This window comes from Paraglaciecola sp. (assembly GCF_039964565.1).
GTDB lineage: Bacteria > Pseudomonadota > Gammaproteobacteria > Enterobacterales > Alteromonadaceae > Paraglaciecola.
In genome coordinates, this window is sequence record NZ_JBDVXF010000043.1 from 103,590 (window position 1) to 124,995 (window position 21,406).

The 21,406-nt window shown below is 40.7% G+C and carries 26 protein-coding genes; 12 read left to right on the forward strand and 14 right to left on the reverse strand.

All coding sequences use genetic code 11. The features are described 5' to 3' along the window. Window positions 1–111 precede the first annotated feature (111 nt). Genes lptB through ABJK37_RS18760 form a run of 6 tightly spaced genes read right to left on the reverse strand, consistent with a single transcriptional unit; the run spans window position 112 to window position 4,405 of the window. On the reverse strand, window positions 112–837 hold the full coding sequence (gene lptB, locus ABJK37_RS18735) for an LPS export ABC transporter ATP-binding protein (RefSeq protein ID WP_348357082.1): 726 nt from the start codon (window positions 835–837) through the stop codon (window positions 112–114). Then, window positions 837–1,385 carry a lipopolysaccharide transport periplasmic protein LptA gene (gene lptA, locus ABJK37_RS18740; protein WP_348357084.1) on the reverse strand — a complete coding sequence of 183 codons (549 nt, stop codon included), beginning with the start codon at window positions 1,383–1,385 and terminating at the stop codon, window positions 837–839. The genes lptB and lptA overlap by 1 nt, the downstream gene beginning before the upstream one ends. Next, the gene (lptC, locus tag ABJK37_RS18745; RefSeq protein WP_348357086.1) at window positions 1,348–1,914 is read right to left on the reverse strand and encodes an LPS export ABC transporter periplasmic protein LptC; all 567 of its coding nucleotides are present in this window, start codon (window positions 1,912–1,914) and stop codon (window positions 1,348–1,350) included. The genes lptA and lptC overlap by 38 nt, the downstream gene beginning before the upstream one ends. Then, on the reverse strand, window positions 1,911–2,465 hold the full coding sequence (gene kdsC / locus ABJK37_RS18750) for a 3-deoxy-manno-octulosonate-8-phosphatase KdsC (protein WP_348357088.1): 555 nt from the start codon (window positions 2,463–2,465) through the stop codon (window positions 1,911–1,913). Before kdsC ends, lptC begins: the two co-directional genes overlap by 4 nt. Then, a complete protein-coding gene (locus ABJK37_RS18755) occupies window positions 2,465–3,424 on the reverse strand; it encodes a KpsF/GutQ family sugar-phosphate isomerase (RefSeq protein ID WP_348357090.1) in 960 nt (319 codons plus the stop codon). The genes kdsC and ABJK37_RS18755 overlap by 1 nt, the downstream gene beginning before the upstream one ends. Window positions 3,425–3,448: 24 nt before the next feature. Continuing rightward, window positions 3,449–4,405, reverse strand: coding sequence for a calcium/sodium antiporter (locus ABJK37_RS18760; protein WP_348357092.1), 957 nt, complete (start codon window positions 4,403–4,405; stop codon window positions 3,449–3,451). A 422-nt stretch (window positions 4,406–4,827) separates the two neighbouring features. Between ABJK37_RS18760 and ABJK37_RS18765 the strand changes: the two genes are divergently transcribed. Genes ABJK37_RS18765 through murA form a run of 7 tightly spaced genes read left to right on the forward strand, consistent with a single transcriptional unit; the run spans window position 4,828 to window position 9,464 of the window. Further along, window positions 4,828–5,628, forward strand: coding sequence for an ATP-binding cassette domain-containing protein (locus ABJK37_RS18765; protein WP_348357094.1), 801 nt, complete (start codon window positions 4,828–4,830; stop codon window positions 5,626–5,628). After that, window positions 5,625–6,404: a lipid asymmetry maintenance ABC transporter permease subunit MlaE gene (gene mlaE / locus ABJK37_RS18770; protein WP_348357096.1), complete on the forward strand. Its 780-nt coding sequence runs from the start codon at window positions 5,625–5,627 to the stop codon at window positions 6,402–6,404. Before ABJK37_RS18765 ends, mlaE begins: the two co-directional genes overlap by 4 nt. 11 nt (window positions 6,405–6,415) lie before the next feature. Further along, window positions 6,416–6,883 (forward strand): outer membrane lipid asymmetry maintenance protein MlaD, encoded by a 468-nt coding sequence (gene mlaD, locus ABJK37_RS18775; protein WP_348357098.1) that lies wholly within the window; start codon window positions 6,416–6,418, stop codon window positions 6,881–6,883. Window positions 6,884–6,910: 27 nt separating this feature from the next. Then, window positions 6,911–7,555: an ABC transporter substrate-binding protein gene (locus ABJK37_RS18780; protein ID WP_348357099.1), complete on the forward strand. Its 645-nt coding sequence runs from the start codon at window positions 6,911–6,913 to the stop codon at window positions 7,553–7,555. Continuing rightward, the gene (locus tag ABJK37_RS18785) at window positions 7,556–7,870 is read left to right on the forward strand and encodes an STAS domain-containing protein (RefSeq protein ID WP_348357101.1); all 315 of its coding nucleotides are present in this window, start codon (window positions 7,556–7,558) and stop codon (window positions 7,868–7,870) included. Window positions 7,871–7,898: 28 nt separating this feature from the next. Continuing rightward, window positions 7,899–8,156, forward strand: a complete 258-nt coding sequence (locus ABJK37_RS18790; RefSeq protein WP_348357103.1) for a BolA family protein — start codon at window positions 7,899–7,901, stop codon at window positions 8,154–8,156. Between the two features lie 45 nt (window positions 8,157–8,201). Further along, window positions 8,202–9,464 carry a UDP-N-acetylglucosamine 1-carboxyvinyltransferase gene (murA, locus tag ABJK37_RS18795; protein ID WP_348357105.1) on the forward strand — a complete coding sequence of 421 codons (1,263 nt, stop codon included), beginning with the start codon at window positions 8,202–8,204 and terminating at the stop codon, window positions 9,462–9,464. Between the two features lie 46 nt (window positions 9,465–9,510). Here murA and ABJK37_RS18800 read toward each other — a convergent pair whose 3' ends face one another. The 3 genes from ABJK37_RS18800 to ABJK37_RS18810 form a co-directional block, all read right to left on the reverse strand. Beyond that, window positions 9,511–10,572: a trypsin-like peptidase domain-containing protein gene (locus ABJK37_RS18800; protein ID WP_348357107.1), complete on the reverse strand. Its 1,062-nt coding sequence runs from the start codon at window positions 10,570–10,572 to the stop codon at window positions 9,511–9,513. 96 nt (window positions 10,573–10,668) lie between these two features. Continuing rightward, on the reverse strand, window positions 10,669–12,039 hold the full coding sequence (locus tag ABJK37_RS18805) for a DegQ family serine endoprotease (protein ID WP_348357109.1): 1,371 nt from the start codon (window positions 12,037–12,039) through the stop codon (window positions 10,669–10,671). A gap of 86 nt (window positions 12,040–12,125) precedes the next feature. After that, window positions 12,126–12,563 (reverse strand): DUF1043 family protein, encoded by a 438-nt coding sequence (locus ABJK37_RS18810; RefSeq protein ID WP_348357111.1) that lies wholly within the window; start codon window positions 12,561–12,563, stop codon window positions 12,126–12,128. A gap of 184 nt (window positions 12,564–12,747) precedes the next feature. Here ABJK37_RS18810 and zapE point away from each other — a divergent pair, with 184 nt between their 5' ends. Beyond that, window positions 12,748–13,854 carry a cell division protein ZapE gene (gene zapE, locus ABJK37_RS18815; RefSeq protein WP_348357113.1) on the forward strand — a complete coding sequence of 369 codons (1,107 nt, stop codon included), beginning with the start codon at window positions 12,748–12,750 and terminating at the stop codon, window positions 13,852–13,854. 136 nt (window positions 13,855–13,990) lie between these two features. After that, window positions 13,991–14,713, forward strand: coding sequence for a YebC/PmpR family DNA-binding transcriptional regulator (locus ABJK37_RS18820; protein ID WP_348357115.1), 723 nt, complete (start codon window positions 13,991–13,993; stop codon window positions 14,711–14,713). Between the two features lie 82 nt (window positions 14,714–14,795). Here ABJK37_RS18820 and ABJK37_RS18825 read toward each other — a convergent pair whose 3' ends face one another. Beyond that, complete coding sequence (locus tag ABJK37_RS18825) at window positions 14,796–15,809, reverse strand: 5'-methylthioadenosine/S-adenosylhomocysteine nucleosidase (protein ID WP_348357117.1); 1,014 nt, start codon at window positions 15,807–15,809, stop codon at window positions 14,796–14,798. A 229-nt stretch (window positions 15,810–16,038) separates the two neighbouring features. Here ABJK37_RS18825 and ABJK37_RS18830 point away from each other — a divergent pair, with 229 nt between their 5' ends. After that, complete coding sequence (locus tag ABJK37_RS18830; protein ID WP_348357119.1) at window positions 16,039–16,815, forward strand: YkgJ family cysteine cluster protein; 777 nt, start codon at window positions 16,039–16,041, stop codon at window positions 16,813–16,815. 37 nt (window positions 16,816–16,852) lie between these two features. Here ABJK37_RS18830 and folE read toward each other — a convergent pair whose 3' ends face one another. The 4 genes from folE to ABJK37_RS18850 all read right to left on the reverse strand — a co-directional run bounded on the left by folE (window position 16,853) and on the right by ABJK37_RS18850 (window position 19,947). Then, a complete protein-coding gene (gene folE, locus ABJK37_RS18835) occupies window positions 16,853–17,407 on the reverse strand; it encodes a GTP cyclohydrolase I FolE (protein WP_348357121.1) in 555 nt (184 codons plus the stop codon). Between the two features lie 188 nt (window positions 17,408–17,595). After that, window positions 17,596–17,778 (reverse strand): hypothetical protein, encoded by a 183-nt coding sequence (locus tag ABJK37_RS18840; RefSeq protein WP_348357123.1) that lies wholly within the window; start codon window positions 17,776–17,778, stop codon window positions 17,596–17,598. A gap of 48 nt (window positions 17,779–17,826) precedes the next feature. Continuing rightward, window positions 17,827–18,255, reverse strand: coding sequence for a CopD family protein (locus ABJK37_RS18845; protein ID WP_348357125.1), 429 nt, complete (start codon window positions 18,253–18,255; stop codon window positions 17,827–17,829). Window positions 18,256–18,270: 15 nt separating this feature from the next. Beyond that, a complete protein-coding gene (locus tag ABJK37_RS18850) occupies window positions 18,271–19,947 on the reverse strand; it encodes a chloride channel protein (RefSeq protein ID WP_348357127.1) in 1,677 nt (558 codons plus the stop codon). Window positions 19,948–20,128: 181 nt separating this feature from the next. Here ABJK37_RS18850 and ABJK37_RS18855 point away from each other — a divergent pair, with 181 nt between their 5' ends. Next, complete coding sequence (locus ABJK37_RS18855) at window positions 20,129–20,833, forward strand: DUF6776 family protein (protein WP_348357129.1); 705 nt, start codon at window positions 20,129–20,131, stop codon at window positions 20,831–20,833. Window positions 20,834–21,058: 225 nt separating this feature from the next. Continuing rightward, window positions 21,059–21,403 carry an iron-sulfur cluster insertion protein ErpA gene (erpA, locus tag ABJK37_RS18860; protein WP_215926995.1) on the forward strand — a complete coding sequence of 115 codons (345 nt, stop codon included), beginning with the start codon at window positions 21,059–21,061 and terminating at the stop codon, window positions 21,401–21,403. The last annotated feature ends 3 nt before the right edge of the window (window positions 21,404–21,406 follow it).

Sequence of the window (21,406 nt, forward strand, 5' to 3'; positions counted from 1 at the left end):
GTGTTGTCTAAGTATTCCCACTTCAATTATTTAATAACTTAATAAATGCGAAGTTAGACTACTTTTGGGTCGTGCCGAGATTTCAATACCGTGAAATAATCTTGAGCTTAACTATAGCCTGAATTGTTCACCTAGGTATACATCTCTTACACGTTGATCACTCAAAACTTCTTCTGCAGTGCCAGATGCTATTAATTCACCATGGCTAACTATATAGGCTTTTTCACATACATCTAGAGTTTCACGAACGTTATGATCGGTAATTAATACCCCTAGACCTCTATCCCTTAACTGTTGAATAATTTTTTTGATGTCGTTGACCGAAATAGGATCAACCCCAGCAAAAGGTTCGTCTAATAATATAAACTCTGGGTCGGCAGCTAACGCTCGGGCAATTTCTACTCTCCTACGTTCGCCGCCAGATAAACTCATCCCTAAACTATTACGAATATGGTTGATACTAAATTCATCTAATAATGCGTCAGCTTGTTGTTCGCGCTGTTCCTTAGAAAGTTCCTTTCTAGTTTGTAATATTGCCATTAGGTTTTGATGCACGGTTAACTTTCTAAATATTGACGCTTCTTGAGGTAAGTAACCTATCCCTTGTCTAGCCCGAACATGCATTGGTTGTAATGTGAGAGATTGTTGATCAATATAAATGTCGCCCTTATCTAAAGGGACCAGACCAACAATCATATAGAAAGTAGTGGTTTTACCTGCGCCGTTTGGGCCTAATAAACCCACAATCTGTCCAGTTTCTACCTCAATGCTGACGTCGCGTACTACTTGTCTTGATTTGTAAGACTTGGCTAAATGTGACGCTTTTAAAACGGCCATTAAGGTTGCTTATCCTGTGGTTTGTTTTCGGACTCTTTGGGTTTTGACACTGGCTGAAATGTAGTGATAACACGTCCACTATCTTGATCACTACCTTGGGCTATGATTTGCTCAAGCTCCATATTAAATTTAATCGACTCGCCTTTCACACTACTGGAGTTTTGCTTTATTTGAGCACTTCCATCTAAAGAAAGTGAACGAGTTTCGCGGTGGTACTCAATTTTGTCCGCTTGTGCGGTAACTATGCTGCCATCTTCTTGTTGTTGGGAATATTTAGCTGGATTGCCTGTAGCGATAAATATTTCGTTGCCTTCACCTTTGCTAGCATCGATTTGTAACTCATCGGCACTGATTTTTAATGATCCTTGTTGAATCACAACATTACCTTGGTACGAAGCCCTTTTGGCAATGCCATCAGCATTTTGGTACAACGAGGCCAGCTCAATTTTTTTAGTAAAATCGTCTTTTCCAGCATGAATGTGAGCTGAAAATAATAAAGTTGCTAAAAAACTAGCGCTGTATAGACGGTTGGTAAACAGTTTTAACATGGTCTAATAACTCATATCTTTGGGTTTCTAGGCTAGCGGTAAAGCCATTGCTTTTTATCACATAATTGGGGCCAACAATCTCGACCGCTTGATCAGAATGTATGGTTTTGTCTTCTAAATTAACTTCAACAAAGTTAGTACGGATCACCTGTATATAGCCTTGTTTGTCAAGGCTGGTAATTTCAACATTAGTTTCAAACTGAATGCGTTGATCTTCATACAAAGTACCTTCTTGTGCTTCTACTTTCCAAGGATGCAGTGACTGTGCAAACAACAAATAGTTAGGTTGTTTAAACAGTGTGAACCCAAGCAAATCAAAATGTTCCATTTTTTGCGCAAACACCTGATGGTTTATTTGCCCTAGTTTATCATACAGCGTACTGCGCATTTTACTTGCTTGGTAATTGGGAATCCAAGCCTCTTCTGTTTGCGAGTCAACCAGTACTTCCTCGTCAGAAAGCCATCCAGGTAGACTCAAAGCTAAAGCTAAAATAAATAGTACTGCGATACATAAAGTAACGCGATTCATATACTGGCGCCGTGAATAGTATCTAACTGTCCATGGGCAAGAAGAATCAAGTCACATAATTCGCGAACTGCCCCAAACCCACCTTCTGTAATCGTTTTATAATGGGCATGGGCAGCTAATACAGGGTGTCCATCCTGTACACAAATATTACAGTGGGAAACATGAAACATGCCCATATCTGGCATATCATCACCAATAGCTGCAGTTTCACTCATGGCAATACTGAGTTTCTTTTGTAAGGCGCGTAAAGTGGGTTGTTTGTCTTCGCATCCTTGGTAAATATGTTGCACCCCTAAAGCTGACATACGCTTTTCTACCATATTTGAGGTACGCCCCGTAATAACTGCTACTTGCACACCTATTTTTTGTAGTGCTTTGATCCCGTATCCGTCTCTAGTATGAAACGCTTTTAGCTCTTCACCATCTTGGCCCATGTATATCCGACCGTCTGAAAACACTCCGTCGACATCACAGGCTAGCAGTTTTATTTGCCTCAATTGCATAATGAATGTTTTATCAATCGGCCCATAAGGTGTATTTAACGCTGACATTAAATTATCCCCGCTTGAAGTAATAGCTGCATATTGATTGCGCCTATAGGTTTGCCAGTAGAGTGGGTTACAAACAGCGAGCTTATTTTATGTTTTTGCATTAAAGATAATACTTCTGCTGCAAGCATTTCAGGTTTGGCGGTTATACTGTTAGGCGTCATTATCTGCTGAATTTTGGTTTTATGGATATCGATTTTATCGTCAAGTACTCGGCGTAAATCGCCATCCGTGAATATGCCTATCAATTTCCCATAGTCATCTATTACCCCTGCCATACCTAAAGCTTTCTGGGAAATAACCAATAAAACTTCACTTAAAGTTTGTTCTGTTGACACTAAAGGTAAAGCCGATTCTTTAACCATCACGTCTTCTAATTTAAGTAACAGTTTTCTGCCTAATGAACCTCCAGGGTGAGATAAAGCAAAATCTTCAGACGTAAAACCTCTAGCATCAAGTAAGGCAACAGCCAAGGCATCTCCCATAACTAAAGTGGCGGTGGTGCTAGAAGTAGGAGCAAGGCCAAGCGAACAAGCCTCCTGTTCGACTTTGATACATAGGTTAATGTCGGCGTATTTGCCAAGGGAGCTCGCCGAGTTTGATGTCATTGCAATAATAGGGACGCCCATTCGTTTGACTACCGGGATTAGAGCCAATAGCTCGGCGGTTTCGCCTGAATTAGAAATAGCCAATAATATGTCTTGATCGCTGAGCATGCCTAAATCACCATGATTGGCTTCTGCGGGATGCATAAAAAAAGCAGGGGTGCCGGTACTCGCCAATGTGGCCGAAATCTTGTGACCAATATGACCTGATTTGCCCATCCCACAAACAATCACTTTACCTTTGCATGGTAAGATCAGTTGGCAAGCTTGTACAAAAGCGTCGTCAATATATTGCGCCATTTGTGCAATAGCCCGTTGTTCAATTTCTAATACTCTCAGTGCAGATTGTTTAATCATAGTGTGATTCAAAACGTCGCTATATTAACTAAATAACAAATATTGATAGCCTAAGAAGCATGATACTAGGCAAAAACCTTCGACGCGATTTATACACCGACTTCCTTTTAAGTTAAAACTAAATATCAGTAGTAATATAGTTAGCCCAAGCATCACATAACTGTCACGGACTGCGGCATTTTCGTCAATTACGCCAGGAGCAATGAGTCCTGGCATAGCTAATACCGCCAAAATATTGAAAATATTTGAGCCGATTATGTTGCCTAATACTAAGTCGTCTTCATTCTTAAGGACACCGGCAACGCAGGCAGCTAACTCTGGCAAACTGGTACCAATGGCAATAATAGTGAGTCCAATCACTAGTTCACTTAAACCAAAGTATCGAGCGATTATCTCAGCTGAATTCACCATATAGTGGGCACTTAATGGCAGCAGAATCATGCCTACAACTAACCAAATGATTGCTTTAGATGTAGGCACGCCAGAGGGAATTTCACTCTCTGTTTCGGGTTGTAATAGATCGTCTTTTTCCATATTGAAAGACACCCAAGTAAGGCCGCCTATTACAACAAAAAACAAGATGATCAAAACGATCCCTTCTATTTTTATCAATAAAAAGTCTGATAGGAAATACACCGCTAGTAAAGTCACTAGCAATAGCACAGGCATTTCTTTTTTTAGTGTACTTGATGCAATTGATAAAGGTTTAAGTAGCGCAGTAAATCCCAATACTAAGGCAATGTTGGTAATATTAGAGCCTAAAGCGTTGCCTACTGCAGTATTCGTATTACCGTTAAAGGACGACGTGGCGGCTACCATAATTTCCGGGGCGGACGAACCCATTGCGACTATAGTGAGGCCTATAATCATAGGCGAGACGCCTATATTTTTCGCGAGTACCGAGGCGCCAAAAACAAATCTATCTGCGCCCCAACTTAAAACGATAAGCCAAATCAGGAAATAACAAGCTTCTAAAATCACAAAATTTCACTTCTAGTTTTTAAAGGGGTTAAAAATAATCAAATTCAATTGTCGCAAAAAGCCAAGGCTTTGCATATGAATGTTAAAATAAAATAGTTTGGTAATATTATGGCTGTTTAAGAGGTCTAGAAACAACGTAAATAAAACTTAATTGGATATATGCATCTACACGCAAGAAAGCAAGTAGCTAAAGTATATTTGATTTGGGATACAATGGCGTCAGACCTTTAGGTGTTTCAAGCCATTTTTAAGCAATAGATTAGTGTTAAGCTGATATTCAGTAACAATTGTATTAAATCTATATACCTTGTTACTTTTTGTCTTTGTTATTTCATGCAGAAAACTAATACAATAGTCACCCTTAGAGCAGGGTTGTTTTTTAACCTAGTCGCAATTAGCCAAAGTGGAATGTTCCTATCGTAATGGAAAATTTGATTGAAATTAATAATCTAACCTTTAGTAGAAGTGGGCGAATTATATACGATGATATTTCACTTCGGATTAAAAAAGGTAAAACTACCGCAATAATGGGCCCAAGCGGAATTGGAAAAACAACGATGTTGCGTTTAATGGGTGGCCAATTGTTGCCTGATAAAGGTGATATCAAATTTAAGGGCGAGTCGATTCCTAATATGCGCCGCAATCGACTATTTGAAGTGCGTCGACAAATGAGTATGTTATTCCAAAGTGGCGCATTATTCACCGATATGTCGGTGTTTGATAATATTGCGTTTCCGCTAAGAGAGCACACTAAATTATCTGAATCCACTATACATACTGTAGTTATGTTGAAATTACAGGCTGTTGGTTTGCGTGGAGCAGCTGATTTAATGCCAGCGGAACTTTCCGGTGGAATGGCCCGACGAGCGGCTCTGGCAAGGGCAATCGCTTTAGATCCTGAATTAATCATGTATGACGAACCTTTCGCAGGCCAGGATCCCATATCAATGGGAGTACTAGTTAAGTTGATAAAGGCCCTAAATGATGCATTGCAACTGACCAGTGTTGTGGTGACTCATGACGTGACCGAAGTGTTAACTATTGCAGATTATATTTATATTTTGGCTGAGAAAAAAGTGATTGGTAGTGGTACTCCAGAACAAATAAAAACCAGTGATTCACCTTTAGTTCAGCAGTTTTTGCAAGGTCAGGCTGATGGACCAGTACCTTTTCACTATCCCGCTAGCGATATTGCTCAGGCATTTTTAGGTCGTGCATCATGAGTTGGTTGATAAATTTAGGAGCCAGTACTCTTAATCGATTAGAAATGTTCGGCCGCGCCACTCTTATGCTGTTTGGAGCTGTTGTTGCCAAACCTCAACCATTAAAGTTGATACCACTGACTATCAAGCAAATTCATGTAGTCGGTGTGCAGTCATTGCTGATAATAGTGGTCTCGGGTCTATTTATTGGTATGGTGATGTCACTGCAAGGATACACCATTTTGGTCAGTTACGGCGCTGAGGGAAGTCTTGGACCGATGGTGGCCTTGTCTCTATTGAGAGAGTTGGGCCCAGTGGTTACGGCATTGTTGTTTGCTGGGCGAGCAGGCTCGGCACTTACTGCTGAAATAGGTCTGATGAAAGCAACTGAACAACTAAGCAGCTTAGAAATGATGGCAGTTGATCCTTTACGTCGAGTCATCGCGCCGCGTTTATGGGCTGGCATAATCTCTATGCCCATGCTCGCACTTATCTTTAGTGCCGTGGGTATATTAGGTGGGCACTTAGTCGGTGTTGATTGGTTAGGAGTCGATTCAGGCAGTTACTGGTCTATCATGCAAGCGACAGTTGATTGGAATAAAGACGTGGTGAACGGCATCATAAAAAGCGTTGTGTTTGCTTTTGTGATCACCTGGATTGCCACTTTCAAAGGATACGATTCTATCCCCACCTCTGAAGGGATAAGTAAGGCAACAACAGAAACCGTGGTGTTTTCTTCGTTAGCGGTACTTGGGCTAGATTTTATATTAACCGCATTAATGTTCGGAATTGAGTAGAGGAAATGGCAATGAAATCTAAGAAAGCGGAATTACTAGTAGGTGTATTTGTAGTCTTAACTATTGCAGCAGGTCTGATGTTGGCACTTAATGTGGCTAATAATAGTATGTCGGGCAGTGATGATACTTATACCTTGTACGCTAAGTTTGACAATATTGGTGGATTGAAAGTCCGTTCAGCAGTGAAGGTGGGTGGTGTCACAGTAGGCAGAGTGGACAACATTTCACTTGGCAACACGGATTTCACACCAATAGTGACAATGAGTATCCTGTCAGAATTTGATCAATTTCCGGAAACTAGTTCGGTATCTATACTTACCTCTGGTTTACTAGGTGAACAATATATTGGGTTTCAGCCCGGTTTTGCGATGGAAGGCATTGAAAGCTTGGGGCAGGGGGACTACATCGAGGACACTAAATCAGCGTTAGTGTTGGAAGATCTCATCGGTCAATTTTTATTTAGTAGCAACGACGGCTAAGCGAAATCGTCGTTTGGAGAAAGTAACGTGATAAACAAATGGACACTGTTGTTATTGAGTGGGGTAGTGGTATTTTTTTCAGGTATCGCTCAGGCTGAAAGCCAAAACCCTTATGTAATGTTGGAAGAGGTAGCGACCAAAACTTTCGACAGAATCAAAAAAGAGCGTCAACTTATAGAAGTCGATCCTGAACTTTTACGAACCGTGATGGAAGAAGAGCTTATTCCTCATGTGGATTACAGTTTTTCTGCTTTAAAGGTACTAGGGAAATACTATAAAAAAGTACCCAGAGAAAAAATACCCGAATACATTAGTGTATTCCGTTCGTATTTAATTACTACTTATGCCTTGGCCATGGCTTACTATGACGGCCAAGATGTCGAGTTTCAGCCTGTTCGTGAAGTGACAGGTGAAAAAACCGTAACGGTAAGAGCTGTAGTCAAAGAAGCTGGAAGACCAGATATCAATTTAGCCTTTAAATTACGTAAGAATAGTAAAACTAATGAGTGGAAAGCTTATGATATGGTGGCGGAAGGCATTAGTCTTTTATCTAGTAAGCAAAGTGAATTTCAAACGATACTACGTAAAGATGGCATACAGAAAGTCATTGATTTAATGAAAAATACTATCAGTAAACCTATCAATATTGATTTAGAAGAAAAGGAAAGCTAGGTGCCTAATTTGCAAGTGATTGAGTCACCCAAAGGGTATTTTACCTTAGAAGGCGAATTGAACCGCAATACGATAGCTAAGTCGGCTGCATTGGACACGCTTGATAAGCACATTCAAAATAGTACCAGTGGCTCTGCTGCAACTTTAGATATGTCGAGGGTCAGCCACTCTGATACCGCGGGTTTAGCCTGGCTAATGAACTTTCTTAAATACAACCAATCACGGAATGTCAGTGTTGAACTTAAAAATATCCCTGAAAGCTTAATAAAGCTTGCAAAAATTAGCGACGTTGACAGTTTTTTATCGGTACAATAGTCGACTATTTTTTTATTTTGGACTCCTCATGGATAATCAACAAATCGAAGCCCTGTTACTAGAAACATTAGGCTTAGCCGAAGCCCATGTGAATGGTGATGGCTCACACTTTCAAGTCATAGCTGTAAGCGACCAATTTGCAGATATGAGCAGAGTTAAAAAGCAGCAGTTTGTGTATGCGCCTTTAGCCGAAAAAATTGCAGAAGGCAGTATGCACGCCGTTTCCATCAAAACCTTTACCGAAAGTCAGTGGAAACGCGAGAAGATGTTTAATCTTCCCCAGTAATAATCCTAAAAATTTCTTATTAATCACATCAAATAGAGTGTAGTCATGGACAAATTAATTATTGAGGCTTGCCCGCCTTTGAATGGTAGCGTCAACATTTCAGGGGCCAAAAATGCTGCCTTACCTATTTTGATGTCCAGTATCTTGGCAGACTCCACCTGTTATTTTGATAACGTGCCTGAGCTAAGAGATATTCACACTAGTTTATCTTTGTTAAGTGAATTAGGTGCAAATGCGTACCGCCAAGACGGCCAATCTGTAGTGATTGACCCCAGTTCGATTAATAATTTTAACGCTTCCTATGAACTGGTTAAAACCATGCGAGCCTCTATTTTAGTGCTTGGGCCATTATTAGCTAAATTTGGTGAGGCGAACGTATCCTTACCAGGGGGCTGCGCAATAGGAGCCCGCCCAGTCAACTTGCATTTGCAGGGGCTGGAACAAATGGGAGCCAAAATCGATGTTGATAGTGGTTACATAAGAGCGACAGTAGATGGCAAATTACAAGGCGCTCGGATTTTTATGGATGTTGTGAGTGTTGGCGCCACAGAAAACCTAATGATGGCAGCCAGCCTAGCGCAAGGTGAAACCATATTGGAAAATTCGGCGAAAGAACCGGAGATTGTCGACCTTGCGAACTGTTTAAATGCAATGGGCGCAAAGGTGATGAATGCCGGAACGGATAAAATTACCATTCAGGGGGTAGAGTCGTTATCTGGGTGTCGATATCGGGTATTGCCAGACCGAATTGAAACGGGAACGTTTTTAATCGCAGCAGCTGTTACAGGTGGAAAGGTGCGTTGTGAGCATGCAGCACCTAAAACTCTTGAAGCCGTATTAGACAAATTATCTAAGGCAGGTGCTAAATTAACTCTTGGTGATGATTGGATTGAGTTGGATATGACCAATAGACAACTTAAAAGTGTTGATATTAAAACTGCTCCACACCCTGGGTTCCCCACCGATATGCAAGCGCAATTTGTCGCATTGAATTGCTTAGCGGCAGGTACGGGTGTAGTTACTGAGAATATATTTGAGAATCGCTTTATGCACGTTCCTGAACTTCAGCGAATGGGTGCAAATATTTCGCTACAAGCTAACAGCGCAGTGTGTGATGGCGTATCGTCATTGAAAGGGGCGCAAGTGATGGCGACTGATTTGCGGGCTTCAGCTAGTTTGGTGATTGCCGGGCTGGTGGCAGAAGGGCAGACTATAGTAGACCGTATTTATCACCTAGATCGCGGCTACGAACATATAGAGAAGAAGTTGAATGGTGTAGGCGCTAATATCAAGCGAGTTAGCGAATAGCCTAATCTCCTAGCTTAGTCATGAAATCAATCACACTTTTAGAAGATTACTGTAATTCGCCAACTACCATATCTAGTTGCAGGATTTTACCATCCCTATTTACTTCAAGAGTTACAGTGCTGCCAGGTGTTGTGTCGGCAATGTAGTCTAGCGTCTCACGAATACTAACCGCGGGTAAAGTATTCACAGATAGGATCAAATCATCAACCTGCAAGCCGCCTAGCTCTGCGGGTGTGCCTTGACTCACAGCCGTTACGACTATTCCTGTATTTGAAGGGCCACCTTGCAGACCCACAAAACCCAGTGCTCCACGAGTGACTTTACCGGTGGCAATAATTTCACTCATGACTTTTTTGGCCACACTGTAGGGCAAAGCAAAAGACACCCCATCCACTGATTCAACACGATTTGGGCTAATGCGGGTTTTGAAATTTGCATTGTTAATGCCTATCAAGACACCTTCACTGTCTACTAGTGCTCCACCAGAGTTACCTTGGTTAAGTACCGCGTCAGTTTGAATGTAGTCGAAGAAGTTATTCAAGCCGTTATTATTAATTCGGCTAACAATACCTTGGGTCACGGTTTGCCCTAGATTGTAAGGATTACCTAAGGCCAACACTACGTCTCCTACTAAGGTTTTAGGATCTTCTAATTGCGGAATTGGATGCAAGTTTTCTGCCGATACACTGAGAACTGCCAAATCTGTTATTGAGTCAAAACCCACAATCTGTGCTTCTTCTAAACGCCCATCTTGTAAGCCTACTAATATTAACTTGGCATTGGCGATGACATGATAACAAGTCAAAATGTAACCGTTGGTGGTCATGATCACCCCAGATCCAAGGTTAGTACGTTCGATAGCCTGTCTGCGTTGATAACCACTTCTTTCAATGCTTTGACTGTAGATATTAACCACCGCAGGCCCTGCAGCATTTACCGCCGAATTAAAGCTGAGCTTTTTGGAGCTTTCTTGTTCAGTGAATAATGTTAGTGGCATCCCGCTACCTTCTCTTAAATCAGGTACAAGTAACAAAATGACCGAAGAAATGATCACGCCAATAAGGATGGATTTTAGAAAAAAAGATAAGGTTTTTAGCACGAGCAACATTAAATGTGTTTTACGTCAGGTGCCAAGAATAATAACATTGAAGTCAATGAGTTGATAGCGGTACTAAGGGCTAGTACCGCTATCTTTAGAGAGTTTTTATTGGCGAATAACCAAATATAAAGAAGTTACTCCACGTTTTACACTCAGTGCAATGACACCTTTCGCATCTTCTAGTTCAGTGCGTAGTTGCACAACTGTATCTACCTTTTTACGATTCACTCCAATAATAACGTCACCATCTTGCAAGCCGATACGAGACGCAGGAGAGCGCGACACAATCTCAGAAATGACAATACCATTGTCGCCTTGTTTGGTTTTGCCATTGGTCAAGGTAGCTCCTTCTAGAGCGGGATGTATTTCTTTGGCAACCACTTCATGTTGAGTCGCATCACCTAGCACTACATTGATTTTTTCACTTTTGCCTTTGCGCAATACAGTTAATTCAAGTTTAGCGCCGGCCCCTCTACTTGCGACTTTTGCTCTTAACTCTTGGAAACTCACTACTGCTCTTCCATTAATTTTTGTAATAATATCACCAGCTTGAATACCGCCTTTGTCCGCAGCAGAATCTGGTGTCACTTCACTTACAAATGCGCCTTGGTTAACATCTAGGTTCATTGCATCTGCTAGACCAGAATCAATGTCTTGCCCCATTATTCCTAATAAGCCGCGGCGTACTTCGCCGAATTCTATGATTTGATCAACCAAGTTTTTCATCATATTGCTGGGGATTGCAAAACCAATTCCTACGTTTCCGCCATTTGGTCCAAAAATAGCGGTGTTAATACCCACTAACTCGCCACGTAAACTCACTAAGGCTCCACCTGAGTTACCGCGATTTATCGCTGCATCGGTTTGAATAAAGTTTTCGTAACCACCAATGTTTAAACCAGAGCGGCCTAATGCACTAACAATACCTGAGGTAACAGTTTGATTTAGTCCAAAAGGGTTTCCAATAGCAACAACAAAGTCACCTACACGCAATTCGTCTGAATCAGCCAGAGGCATAGCTGACAATGCATCTGGTTCTATCTTTAATAATGCAATGTCACTTTGCTCATCAGCGCCAAGCTTTTTAGCTGTAAACTCGCGGCCATCGGTTAACTTAACAATAATCTCATCGGCATTATCTACCACGTGATTATTAGTCACCACATAGCCTTTGGTTGCATCGATAATTACGCCCGAACCTAACCCTTTGAAGGGGCGTTCTTGCACTTGTTCATCGGTGCCACCAAAAAAATGCTTAAACATTTCAGGTACCCTTTGGCGAGATACTTGTGTGCCTTCGACAGAAATGCTGACAATAGCCGGTGTGGCCTTATCTAACATTGGAGCTAGACTAGGTACCTCGTCTTTATCCTTCGAGAAAAAGGGTAGAGCGGCATGAGACACTAAACTGAGCGACATGCTTGCCGTCACAATGCAACAAGCTACAAAAAAACGATTGAGTACTTTTCTATTCATCGATTGTTATCTCCAACATCAAAATTTAATTACAATACTTAGGACCACTTAAAACACAAAGAGTACCTAGTACGTTAAAAAGTTCATTATTTGGTTTCTTTACTGGGTGTTTCTTCTTGGCCAGAAAACAACCCAGAACTTTCTGAAGAAAAATCTAAAGGTTGTATATCTGCCGTTGCTCTTTCACGAGCAGGTTGAGGGTTTTTATTGCGTAAGTAAGCAGTAGTGTGCTCACCAAAATAATTCAGCGAATTACCTTCAGGGCCAGCCTGTTGGCTAATTAGAAGGTTTTCATAGTTTTCAACCTGTCGTTGTAATTCAGTTGATTGAGTGACTAATTTGTCTGCAATTTGTTTGGTTTCTTGAATATGCATTGCAGCTTGTTGATGCATTAATTCTTGAATCGTTTGCTTACTAGCAGCCTCGTCGGATTCGTTATTTGGTTTATTGCTGAAAAATTTTGCAACAAAAAAACCAATAACTCCGCCAACAAGTAATAACAATACCCCTACCAACCAATCCATAATCACTCCTATTTCTTTACGTATTTTTGCTCATTCGATTCGCAATTAATTAATAATTTATAGCGTATTGACCATGAGCGCGCCTGCAATATGCGTTATTATACGCTCAGCATTTTTAATGCGGTCATTTTATTTGTATTCAAGTGTTAAATACACTCAGAAGTGAAAGGAAAAACGCCGAAAAATGATTGAGTTTACGCCATGGCAAAAATATCAAAAAGATTTACAAGATCCTGAGTTTCAATACGATGCCGCCCAAGAAAATGCTGTAAAAGAATTGCAGAGGTTATATGACGAGCTAACTCACCCAGAGAAAAAATTAACCTGGCGAGTCAAGTTGCAGAGTAAGTTTGGTAAAGGAATGCGTAAGCCTAGTATTCAAGGAGTGTACTTCTGGGGGGGAGTAGGGCGAGGTAAAACATACTTGGTCGATACTTTTTACGAATGTTTGCCCTTTGAAAGCAAACTGCGGATTCATTTTCACCGCTTTATGCACAGAGTTCATCAAGAATTAAAACAATTGCAAGGCCACTCTGATCCACTAAAAACTATAGCGAAGAAGCTTGCCAAAGAAACTAAAGTGATTTGTTTTGATGAATTCTTTGTTTCTGATATTACCGACGCGATGATTTTGGGCACGTTAATGGAGGAACTTTTTGGCCATGGTATCGTGTTAGTTGCTACGTCAAATATCGTGCCCGACGAGTTATATCGAAATGGCTTGCAGCGCGCTAGGTTTTTACCGGCGATAGAGTTAATTAATCAAAATACACGCATTGTAAACGTAGACAGTGGGGTAGATTATCGTTTACGTACTCTAGAGCAAGCCGAAATTTTTCACTTCCCTTTAGACCATCAAGCCACTCAAAATTTACATAAATATTTTGTGCAATTGGCCCCTGAACTGGGTTTCGAAAATCAAACAATTGAAGTAGAAGGTCGCATGATCCCCACCTTGCACCATGCTGATGGGGTGGTGATGTTTGAGTTTCGCGCCATATGTGACGGACCCCGCAGCCAAACTGATTATATGGAGATAAGCCGCTTTTACCACACGGTACTGATTGCTAACGTAGAGCAAATGGGACAGTCCAAAGATGATATTGCACGGCGTTTTATTGCAATGGTGGATGAGTTTTATGAACGTAATGTAAAATTAATTATGTCGGCAGAAGTCTCGATGGAAACCCTTTATTTAAAGGGGCAATTAGATTTTGAGTTTAGGCGTTGTCTGAGTAGGTTAAAAGAAATGCAGTCACATGATTATTTAGCCTCTCAACATATTCCATAACCGGCATAAGTGAAACGTAAACACAGTAGTGAATTCACGCATTAAATGGGTTTTGTTATCTACCTCGAAAATCGGTAAAATCCAGTTATTAAATCTAAATGAGTTAGAAACTCGACAATATTAGAAGAGCAAAAAAATGGGAAGAAAGTTTGAAGTACGCAAAGTCTCCATGGCTAAAACTGCAGGAGCAAAAACTAAGGTCTATTCTAAATACGGAAAAGAAATTTACGTTGTCGCAAAAAATGGTGGTACCGATCCACAAGCCAACCTGTCATTACGTCGGCTGATTGAAAAAGCAAAAAAAGATCAGGTTCCTAGCCATGTTATAGAAAAAGCCATTGATAAAGCTGCTGGTGGTGCGGGAGAGGATTACGTACCAGCCCGATATGAAGGTTTTGGGCCAGGTGGATGTATGGTGATCGTCGATTGTTTAACCGACAACAATAACCGCACAATTACTGATGTGCGTAATTGTTTTACTAAAACAGGCTCAAAGTTAGGAGTAGAAGGTACTGTTGGTCATATGTTTGATCACCAAGCTGTGTTTGCTTTTAAAGGCGATGATGAAGATGCTGTGTTAGAGACATTAATGGAAGCCGATGTTGATGTCACAGAAGTAGAGTGCGAAGACGGCTTGATAACGGTTTATGCGCCACACACAGAATTCAATAACACCCGCACAGCACTCACCGACAATAACGCTGATATAGAATTTGAAGCTGAAGAAATTACTTTTATTCCACAAACAGAATCAAACGTTAGTGGTGACGATGTTGCTACATTTGATAAGTTTATGGACATGTTAGAAGATTGTGACGACGTACAACACGTGTATCACAACGCGGTTGTTGAGCGCTAATTGTTGATAGTGAATAGGATGCTAAATAATAAGCTGAGCTTCAATTCAGTTCAGCTTATTATTTAAACTTTAGGTTTTACTTTTATTGTTCCAAGGCAACTATCTGGTCAAGCAAACCAATCATTAACTTGGTGCCCGTACCAGACGCTATGGCATCAAATACATTTTCGACATTTTTACCGTGTTGTGCGCCGGCTAAATCACTGATCGAACGAATAATTACCCAGTCTACGTCATTTACAAAACACACTTGTCCAACTGCAGCAGACTCCATTTCGGTGACCTCTGCGCTGTATACCCGCTGCAGCCAATTGCGATATTCAGCGTTATCTAGAAACACTGAACCTGTCACTCCGTTGCCACCGATCTTTATTTTGATGGGGTTTCCTGAAGGCATTTTGATTGGACTCACCGCTTTAACTGCTTTTTTCGCTAATTCGACTAATTCAGTTGTAGCGCTAAAATAAGGCATTTGTTTAGGCTGCTCCCAGCCTTGTTTGATGACTGCCATTTCTTCTGGGTGAATGTATCCAAAGTTTTCGTACGCTGGAGAATGAGGATCTTGTTTGCGCCTTTCTTGGTATTGCTGTTGTGCATTTTCATAATAATCAGGTAATACAAAGTTACCTGGCTCTTTCGGGTCGGGGTTCACATAAACAGACTCATCATGGAAGTACCAACGCTCTGGAACAGAAATGTCACCTGGTTGGAAATCAGGATTGACGGCACCAGCGATGCCCATCATTACGACGCGGTCTATAGGGAAGTAATCCAGTGCCATCTGCATGGTCATCGCCGCATTAGGTACACTTATACCTGTTGTAAATATCACAACGGGTTCGCCTTTATAGGTTCCTAATTGGTATTTGACACCTCTGATGGTTAGAGTCTGATTGATTTGTGCATCGGACAATTTGCTGAAGGCTTGATCTATTGCTTTAATTTCTGGCGCGTAGGCGGCCACAATTGCAGTCCACTTGTTTTGTTCTGTAAACTCTTTTGGTCCATAATTGTGTGGGGTTTTCGCAAATGTATGGTTAGTTATTAGCAACAGGCTAAAAACTAAAAAAAGACGGCTACTAAACTTTTTTAACATAGTGATGTTCTCGATAGTTTCATTGGTGAATGCCCCTTAAAAGTGCAAGGCAAATTATAAAAACTGACTAAGTGGTTCACTTTTAACCTGAATGCACCAGCTTAGATAGTTTTTAAAGAGTGTGGATCAAACATAGAAATTTTGTGCCAATATTCACATTTGGAATAACTAAACATTGATTGTAACGCCTTGTATCGTTAATGGTGCAATAAACGGAGTGCAATACTTAGTGAAAACCAAGTCTAAGGCAAAGCTTACCGCTAACTTTGATTTAAAAATTGGAGATGAGGTCGCTTCTTTGAGTGCCACCGTGCCAGATCAAAAAGTTACTGTTAGTGAGTTGATACCGGTTTATCAATTACTTGCTAACGACATTGTTTCCCATTCTATTGTTCAAAGCGCCAAAGCGGGCAAAAATATTAGTTGCAAAGCTGGGTGTAGTGCTTGTTGTACTCAGGCCGTTCCCGTTTCTGAATTAGAAGCATTACACCTCGCAAAGGTAGTTAAGAGTATGCCCGAGCATAGGCAGAAACGAATTCGACAGCGTTTTGCCGATACTCAAGCGGCAATAGCCGCTGCTGGACTGACTCAGCCCATGCAAGAGATCGCCAAGCTTGATAAGAAAAGCCGCAACGCCCTAGGAGTAAAGTATTATTCATTGAAGCTTGATTGCCCTTTTCTTGAAGATAAGCGTTGCAGTATTTATTCGGATCGGCCGTTAGAGTGCCGAGAGTTTGTAGTGACATCAGATCCCAAGCATTGTATTGAACTCAATCCACAAGAAATCACACACCTTGATTCTAAGCTAAGGCTAACACCTGTATTACGCACCCAGAGCCAAGAGCTTTTTGGGAAAAAATCATCTGGCTGGATGCTTTTGGTGAATTGTCTTGATTGGGCAAAAACAAACAAGACACGTTTAAAGAAAAAGTCAGCTATGTTTTGGTTACAGGACCTAATTGACCTTGCCACGAACCGAAAGGTTAATTCCCATAAAACACCATAGTAAATTTAATAGCCAAATAGACCTCACGCTATTAACGTTATTTACCAATTAAACGCAAAAACTCATTTCGAGTCGCATCGGATGATCGCATGGAACCTAACATCACTGAGGTGATCATTGATGAGTTTTGCTTTTGTACTCCACGCATCATCATGCACATGTGTTTACCTTCCATAACAACACCAACACCTGTGGCTCCTGTGACCTGTTGTACAGCGTCGGCAATTTGTTTAGTTAATCCTTCTTGGATTTGTAAACGTCGTGAGTACATATCAACAATGCGAGCAAATTTTGATAAACCCAATACTTTTCCATTTGGCAAATAGGAGATATGGCAGCGTCCGATAAAAGGTAAAATATGGTGTTCACATAGAGAGTAAAACTCTATGTCTTGTACAATTACCATTTCGTCTGTGTCTGCTTCGAAAATTGCGCCATTAACCACTTCGTCTAACTCTTTTTGATAACCGTCGGTTAAAAACTGCATTGCTTTGGCTGCGCGATTAGGCGTATCTAACAACCCTCCACGACTGACGTCTTCTCCCAAAAGTGAAAGAATATCTGAGTAGTGGCCGGCTAATTTATCTGACATGTAATTTGACTCTTCGATGAGTAATATGAATGAGTTATGTGTAGGTAATACAGGAATAACCCATAATTTGATTTTCTAATAGTAACATTTTCTGTTGATAGGATTAAATACTACTGTCAAATTAATATGTTATGTCAATCAGCATAAACAAATGAATAATTGGATTGGTGTCATGAGCAGCTAGTGGTTTAAGGTTTTCTACCTTTTTGTTGCATTGATAGGCGAATTTCTAGCATGTAATGGTCGAGGGCAGTTTTTGCTTCTTCATAAGCCTGTGCATAATCTTCTGATGAGGGGTGTTGTTTATACTCTTCAAATGCTGAGTCGGTTTGGTCAAGTAAGGATTTTAGGCGTTGCTGGTTGACATCCATATCGATTCTCCTGATCTTTTACCTAGAGTATAGTGTCCATTAAATATTTTAAAGAAACTTTACAATCGCTAAAATAATAATAGCCAAAACAAACAGAACAGGGGCTTCATTCAAAAAACGAAAGAAACGAGGCGAGTGTTTATTTTGGTCTATTGCGAATCTTTTCACTAACACCAGTAAGTAAAAATGATAGACATATAGCACAGTGACTAAGGTAAGTTTAAGGTGTAGCCATTTGGCAGCAACAAACCATTCTTTGCCATACAGGCTGATTAACCACATTCCAAATACCAAAGTTAGTAAGGCAAAAGGGGTAACAAAATACCAAAGTCGCCTTTCCATAATTTTGAATTGATCTTTAACCGCTTGAACATCAGTTTGTGCGTGATAGACCATAAGTCTTGGCAAGTAAAACAAGCCAGACATCCAAGCAACCATAAAAAATATGTGTAAGGCTTTAATCCACAATATCGTCATCGAAGGGCAGGCTTCCTAATAGTTAGCTTTATGCAAATAATGGCGTAAGGTTTCCCATGAAATTACACCGACTATATCATCAGTGCTATTCGCATAGATGTAAATAGCGCCAGCCCTATTAGGCGACAAAATGGCATACACTTCTGCCAAAGTCGCTTGAAACCTCACTGGCTTCATAGGGGTAAGTGTCATGCGAATGGCATCGCCATCTTGTCCATTATCGTAACTTACCAAGGCGAACTCAGTCTGGCCATCAACACTAGACTGATACACTAACGCCTTTTTTTCAGCGGTGGCCAATTCAGAAACTAAGCGCTCCTTATCTTGTTTAGTCAAAGTAAACTCTGTATTCATTATTGCCAATACACCTGTTCTTTGTAGATACTCCATCACTGAGGAGATCGTATAAGGTAATTTTTGATAATCCAGTTGGCGTATAAAGATAGAACGATTGCCAAGAAACTGAGTCGCAGTGACGTATGCAGGAACTATTACCAAAATGGCGGGTAAAACAAGTTCTGGGCTATAGGACAATTCCATAACTGCTGATAGTGCGGCTAAGGGGGCATGTACTACTGCTGCCATCAGCCCTGCCATGCCCAGTAATGAAAAACTGCCATGAATTTCGCTTACATCAGAAACAAACAATCCCAGAGGGCTGGCCAACAACACTCCGCTGAACATACCAATTACAAATACCGGGCCTATTATTCCTCCTGGCACTCCGAGTCCCAAGGCAACAATGGTTAAAACGAATTTGGCGCAAAGCACCCATACCAATAATTGAATGTCATAATTTTCAGAAAATAACGCGTGAGCTGAATTAAAATGCGTGCCCAGTGCTTCGGGAAGTATAAAACCCACCACACCAGTTATGACACCAGCAAAAAGTAAGCGGCGCACCATATTGAATCGTCGAAAACCGCGAATAATGGCCATCAAACTGTTATTAAAAAAGGTGGCCAATGCTCCAAGTACAATCCCAAATATTACCAAATACAGATATATCCAGTGATTAAAGTCGTTAAATTGGATAAAGGCTAATTCTTGGACTTCTCCAAATACAGCGCGTGTCATTACACTTCCACAAGCTGCGGCAAGCATGATTGGAATGAAAATATGAATCTTGTATTCGCGTATTACCACTTCCATCACAAATAGGACAGCAGCAAATGGAGTGTTAAAAGATGCCGATATAGCTGCAGCAATACCACATCCAGATAAAATACGAATACTGTTGTCGGGTAACTTCAACCACTGACCAATAAAGCTGCTACCGAAAGCGCCAAGATGAACCGATGGTCCTTCTCGACCCACCGAAAAGCCGGAAGCTAGAGCGATTGCGCCTCCTAAAAATTGGTTAATTGTGGTTCGAAAAGGTATATGGCCAAAGTAGTGTTTGACCCTGTGGATCACAAAAGGTATGCCCATACGGTAATGCTTAAAACCAGTTAAATAAGCAATAATGACAATCAATAATGCCCCTACCATAGGCACAAATAGACGAATGTTGGCTGGCAACGCGCTGAAATTATTTACTTCAGGCAAAAACAATAACTGTAACCACTCAATAAATAGACGAAACACTATGATTAACGCCGCAGAACAAACTCCAGCCACAATGGCGGTAGCGCACAATTGAATTGAGGTACGTGGTGTGGCGAGCTCTTTTCTGAAGGCGTTGAGATTCATAAATATAACTATTTATTGCTCAGAGGTTTAAGAGCTTATCACAAGTCCTTGTATTTTATAGAGTTAAACTACAAAAACAGAAAGGTTAGGTTTTTAATAAATCATTCAACCATTGTAAATCACTAAATGATAATATTCTGCCAATGTAGAAAAGCGCAGTGGCTTCATAAAAGGGTAAAAATTGATTATTTCTGATCTCAAAACTAAGCTGGGGGCTTTCCAGTTTTATTTCATACTAGGTGCGCTAATTGCTGCGATCCTTTATTTGGGTTTTTTTTGGGGAAACGCCCATTATTCACAGCAACAAACGACCATTTCCACCCATGAAAAAAGTATTCAAAACCTGAAACTAGAAAATGAACAACTCACCAAAAAACTGAATGTTTTGGGTGTTGAGCTGGAAGTGGCAAGACTAACGCAGCAGCAGCAATTTATTGAAATTGGAAAAAGTATCGATGTCGAAAAGGATTTGCGTACGCAACTCGCTTTTTATCAACAAGTGATGGCACCTGAACTAAACGAACAAGGATTTTTAATTGATGGCTTTAACATAGAGCCAGCTCTGAGTGATAATTCGTTTAGATTTGAACTCGTTTTGATGCAGCAAAATAAAACTAAAAATACGCTAAAGGGGAATTTACACGTTACCTTAATCGGCAGTGAAGAGGGCAAAGCTAAGCAATATTCCATCGATTCTATGCTATCTGACCAAGAACAAAAAAGCCTGACTTTTAGCTTTAAATACTTTCAGGTAATAGCTGGTGAAATAAGATTACCCGAAGGTTTTCAGCCAGAACAAGTATCCGTGCATGCCAATATTTTTCAGTTTAAACGTAAAAAAGGTGAGTTAACTACAGTATTTAATTGGGACATCAACTCAAACTAGCTCAATGCAATGATGTGCTCTTTTGATAGTATTTCTAAGCAACTCATTGGCGTAACACCTAATTTTTGCTTGGGTTGAATTTTTGAATGGCCACGGCACTAGGTTTACTAGAATATGCAGGACTGGATAGTAATTAATTAGTCTTAGTGAATACTTGACCGTATTAGTCAGGTACTGGATAATCCACATAATGATAAGTTATACCGAATTTTGCCGAGGCAAGTTATGACAGTGCAAGTTGCTTTACCTATTGAATTTTCTGATGCCGCAGCTAGAAAAGTAAAAACATTGGTGGAAGAAGAAGAAAATCCCAACTTAAAACTACGAGTGTATGTCACTGGTGGTGGTTGTTCGGGTTTCCAATATGGTTTTACTTTCGATGAAAAAGTGAATGAAGGGGACACCACCATTGATAAAAATGAAGTGACCCTGGTAGTTGATCCTATGAGCTTACAATATCTTGTGGGTGGTGAGGTGGATTACACCGAAGGGCTAGAAGGCTCACGTTTTTTAGTGATAAATCCTAATGCAACCACTACTTGCGGCTGTGGGGCTTCGTTTACTGTATAGAGT

Bases quoted from the DNA above. Each gene is read 5' to 3' on its own strand.
- ABJK37_RS18850 (WP_348357127.1), bottom strand. From the start codon at position 19,947: ATGAATCTCAACGCCTTCAGAAAAGAGCTCGCCACACCACGTACCTCA.
- lptB (WP_348357082.1), bottom strand. From the start codon at position 837: ATGGCCGTTTTAAAAGCGTCACATTTAGCCAAGTCTTACAAATCAAGA.
- ABJK37_RS18845 (WP_348357125.1), bottom strand. From the start codon at position 18,255: ATGACGATATTGTGGATTAAAGCCTTACACATATTTTTTATGGTTGCT.
- erpA (WP_215926995.1), top strand. From the start codon at position 21,059: ATGACAGTGCAAGTTGCTTTACCTATTGAATTTTCTGATGCCGCAGCT.
- murA (WP_348357105.1), top strand. From the start codon at position 8,202: ATGGACAAATTAATTATTGAGGCTTGCCCGCCTTTGAATGGTAGCGTC.
- ABJK37_RS18810 (WP_348357111.1), bottom strand. From the start codon at position 12,563: ATGGATTGGTTGGTAGGGGTATTGTTATTACTTGTTGGCGGAGTTATT.
- ABJK37_RS18820 (WP_348357115.1), top strand. From the start codon at position 13,991: ATGGGAAGAAAGTTTGAAGTACGCAAAGTCTCCATGGCTAAAACTGCA.
- ABJK37_RS18825 (WP_348357117.1), bottom strand. From the start codon at position 15,809: ATGTTAAAAAAGTTTAGTAGCCGTCTTTTTTTAGTTTTTAGCCTGTTG.
- zapE (WP_348357113.1), top strand. From the start codon at position 12,748: ATGATTGAGTTTACGCCATGGCAAAAATATCAAAAAGATTTACAAGAT.
- ABJK37_RS18800 (WP_348357107.1), bottom strand. From the start codon at position 10,572: ATGTTGCTCGTGCTAAAAACCTTATCTTTTTTTCTAAAATCCATCCTT.
- ABJK37_RS18790 (WP_348357103.1), top strand. From the start codon at position 7,899: ATGGATAATCAACAAATCGAAGCCCTGTTACTAGAAACATTAGGCTTA.
- ABJK37_RS18840 (WP_348357123.1), bottom strand. From the start codon at position 17,778: ATGGATGTCAACCAGCAACGCCTAAAATCCTTACTTGACCAAACCGAC.
- kdsC (WP_348357088.1), bottom strand. From the start codon at position 2,465: ATGTCAGCGTTAAATACACCTTATGGGCCGATTGATAAAACATTCATT.
- mlaE (WP_348357096.1), top strand. From the start codon at position 5,625: ATGAGTTGGTTGATAAATTTAGGAGCCAGTACTCTTAATCGATTAGAA.
- ABJK37_RS18805 (WP_348357109.1), bottom strand. From the start codon at position 12,039: ATGAATAGAAAAGTACTCAATCGTTTTTTTGTAGCTTGTTGCATTGTG.
- folE (WP_348357121.1), bottom strand. From the start codon at position 17,407: ATGTCAGATAAATTAGCCGGCCACTACTCAGATATTCTTTCACTTTTG.
- ABJK37_RS18755 (WP_348357090.1), bottom strand. From the start codon at position 3,424: ATGATTAAACAATCTGCACTGAGAGTATTAGAAATTGAACAACGGGCT.
- ABJK37_RS18765 (WP_348357094.1), top strand. From the start codon at position 4,828: ATGGAAAATTTGATTGAAATTAATAATCTAACCTTTAGTAGAAGTGGG.
- lptC (WP_348357086.1), bottom strand. From the start codon at position 1,914: ATGAATCGCGTTACTTTATGTATCGCAGTACTATTTATTTTAGCTTTA.
- lptA (WP_348357084.1), bottom strand. From the start codon at position 1,385: ATGTTAAAACTGTTTACCAACCGTCTATACAGCGCTAGTTTTTTAGCA.
- mlaD (WP_348357098.1), top strand. From the start codon at position 6,416: ATGAAATCTAAGAAAGCGGAATTACTAGTAGGTGTATTTGTAGTCTTA.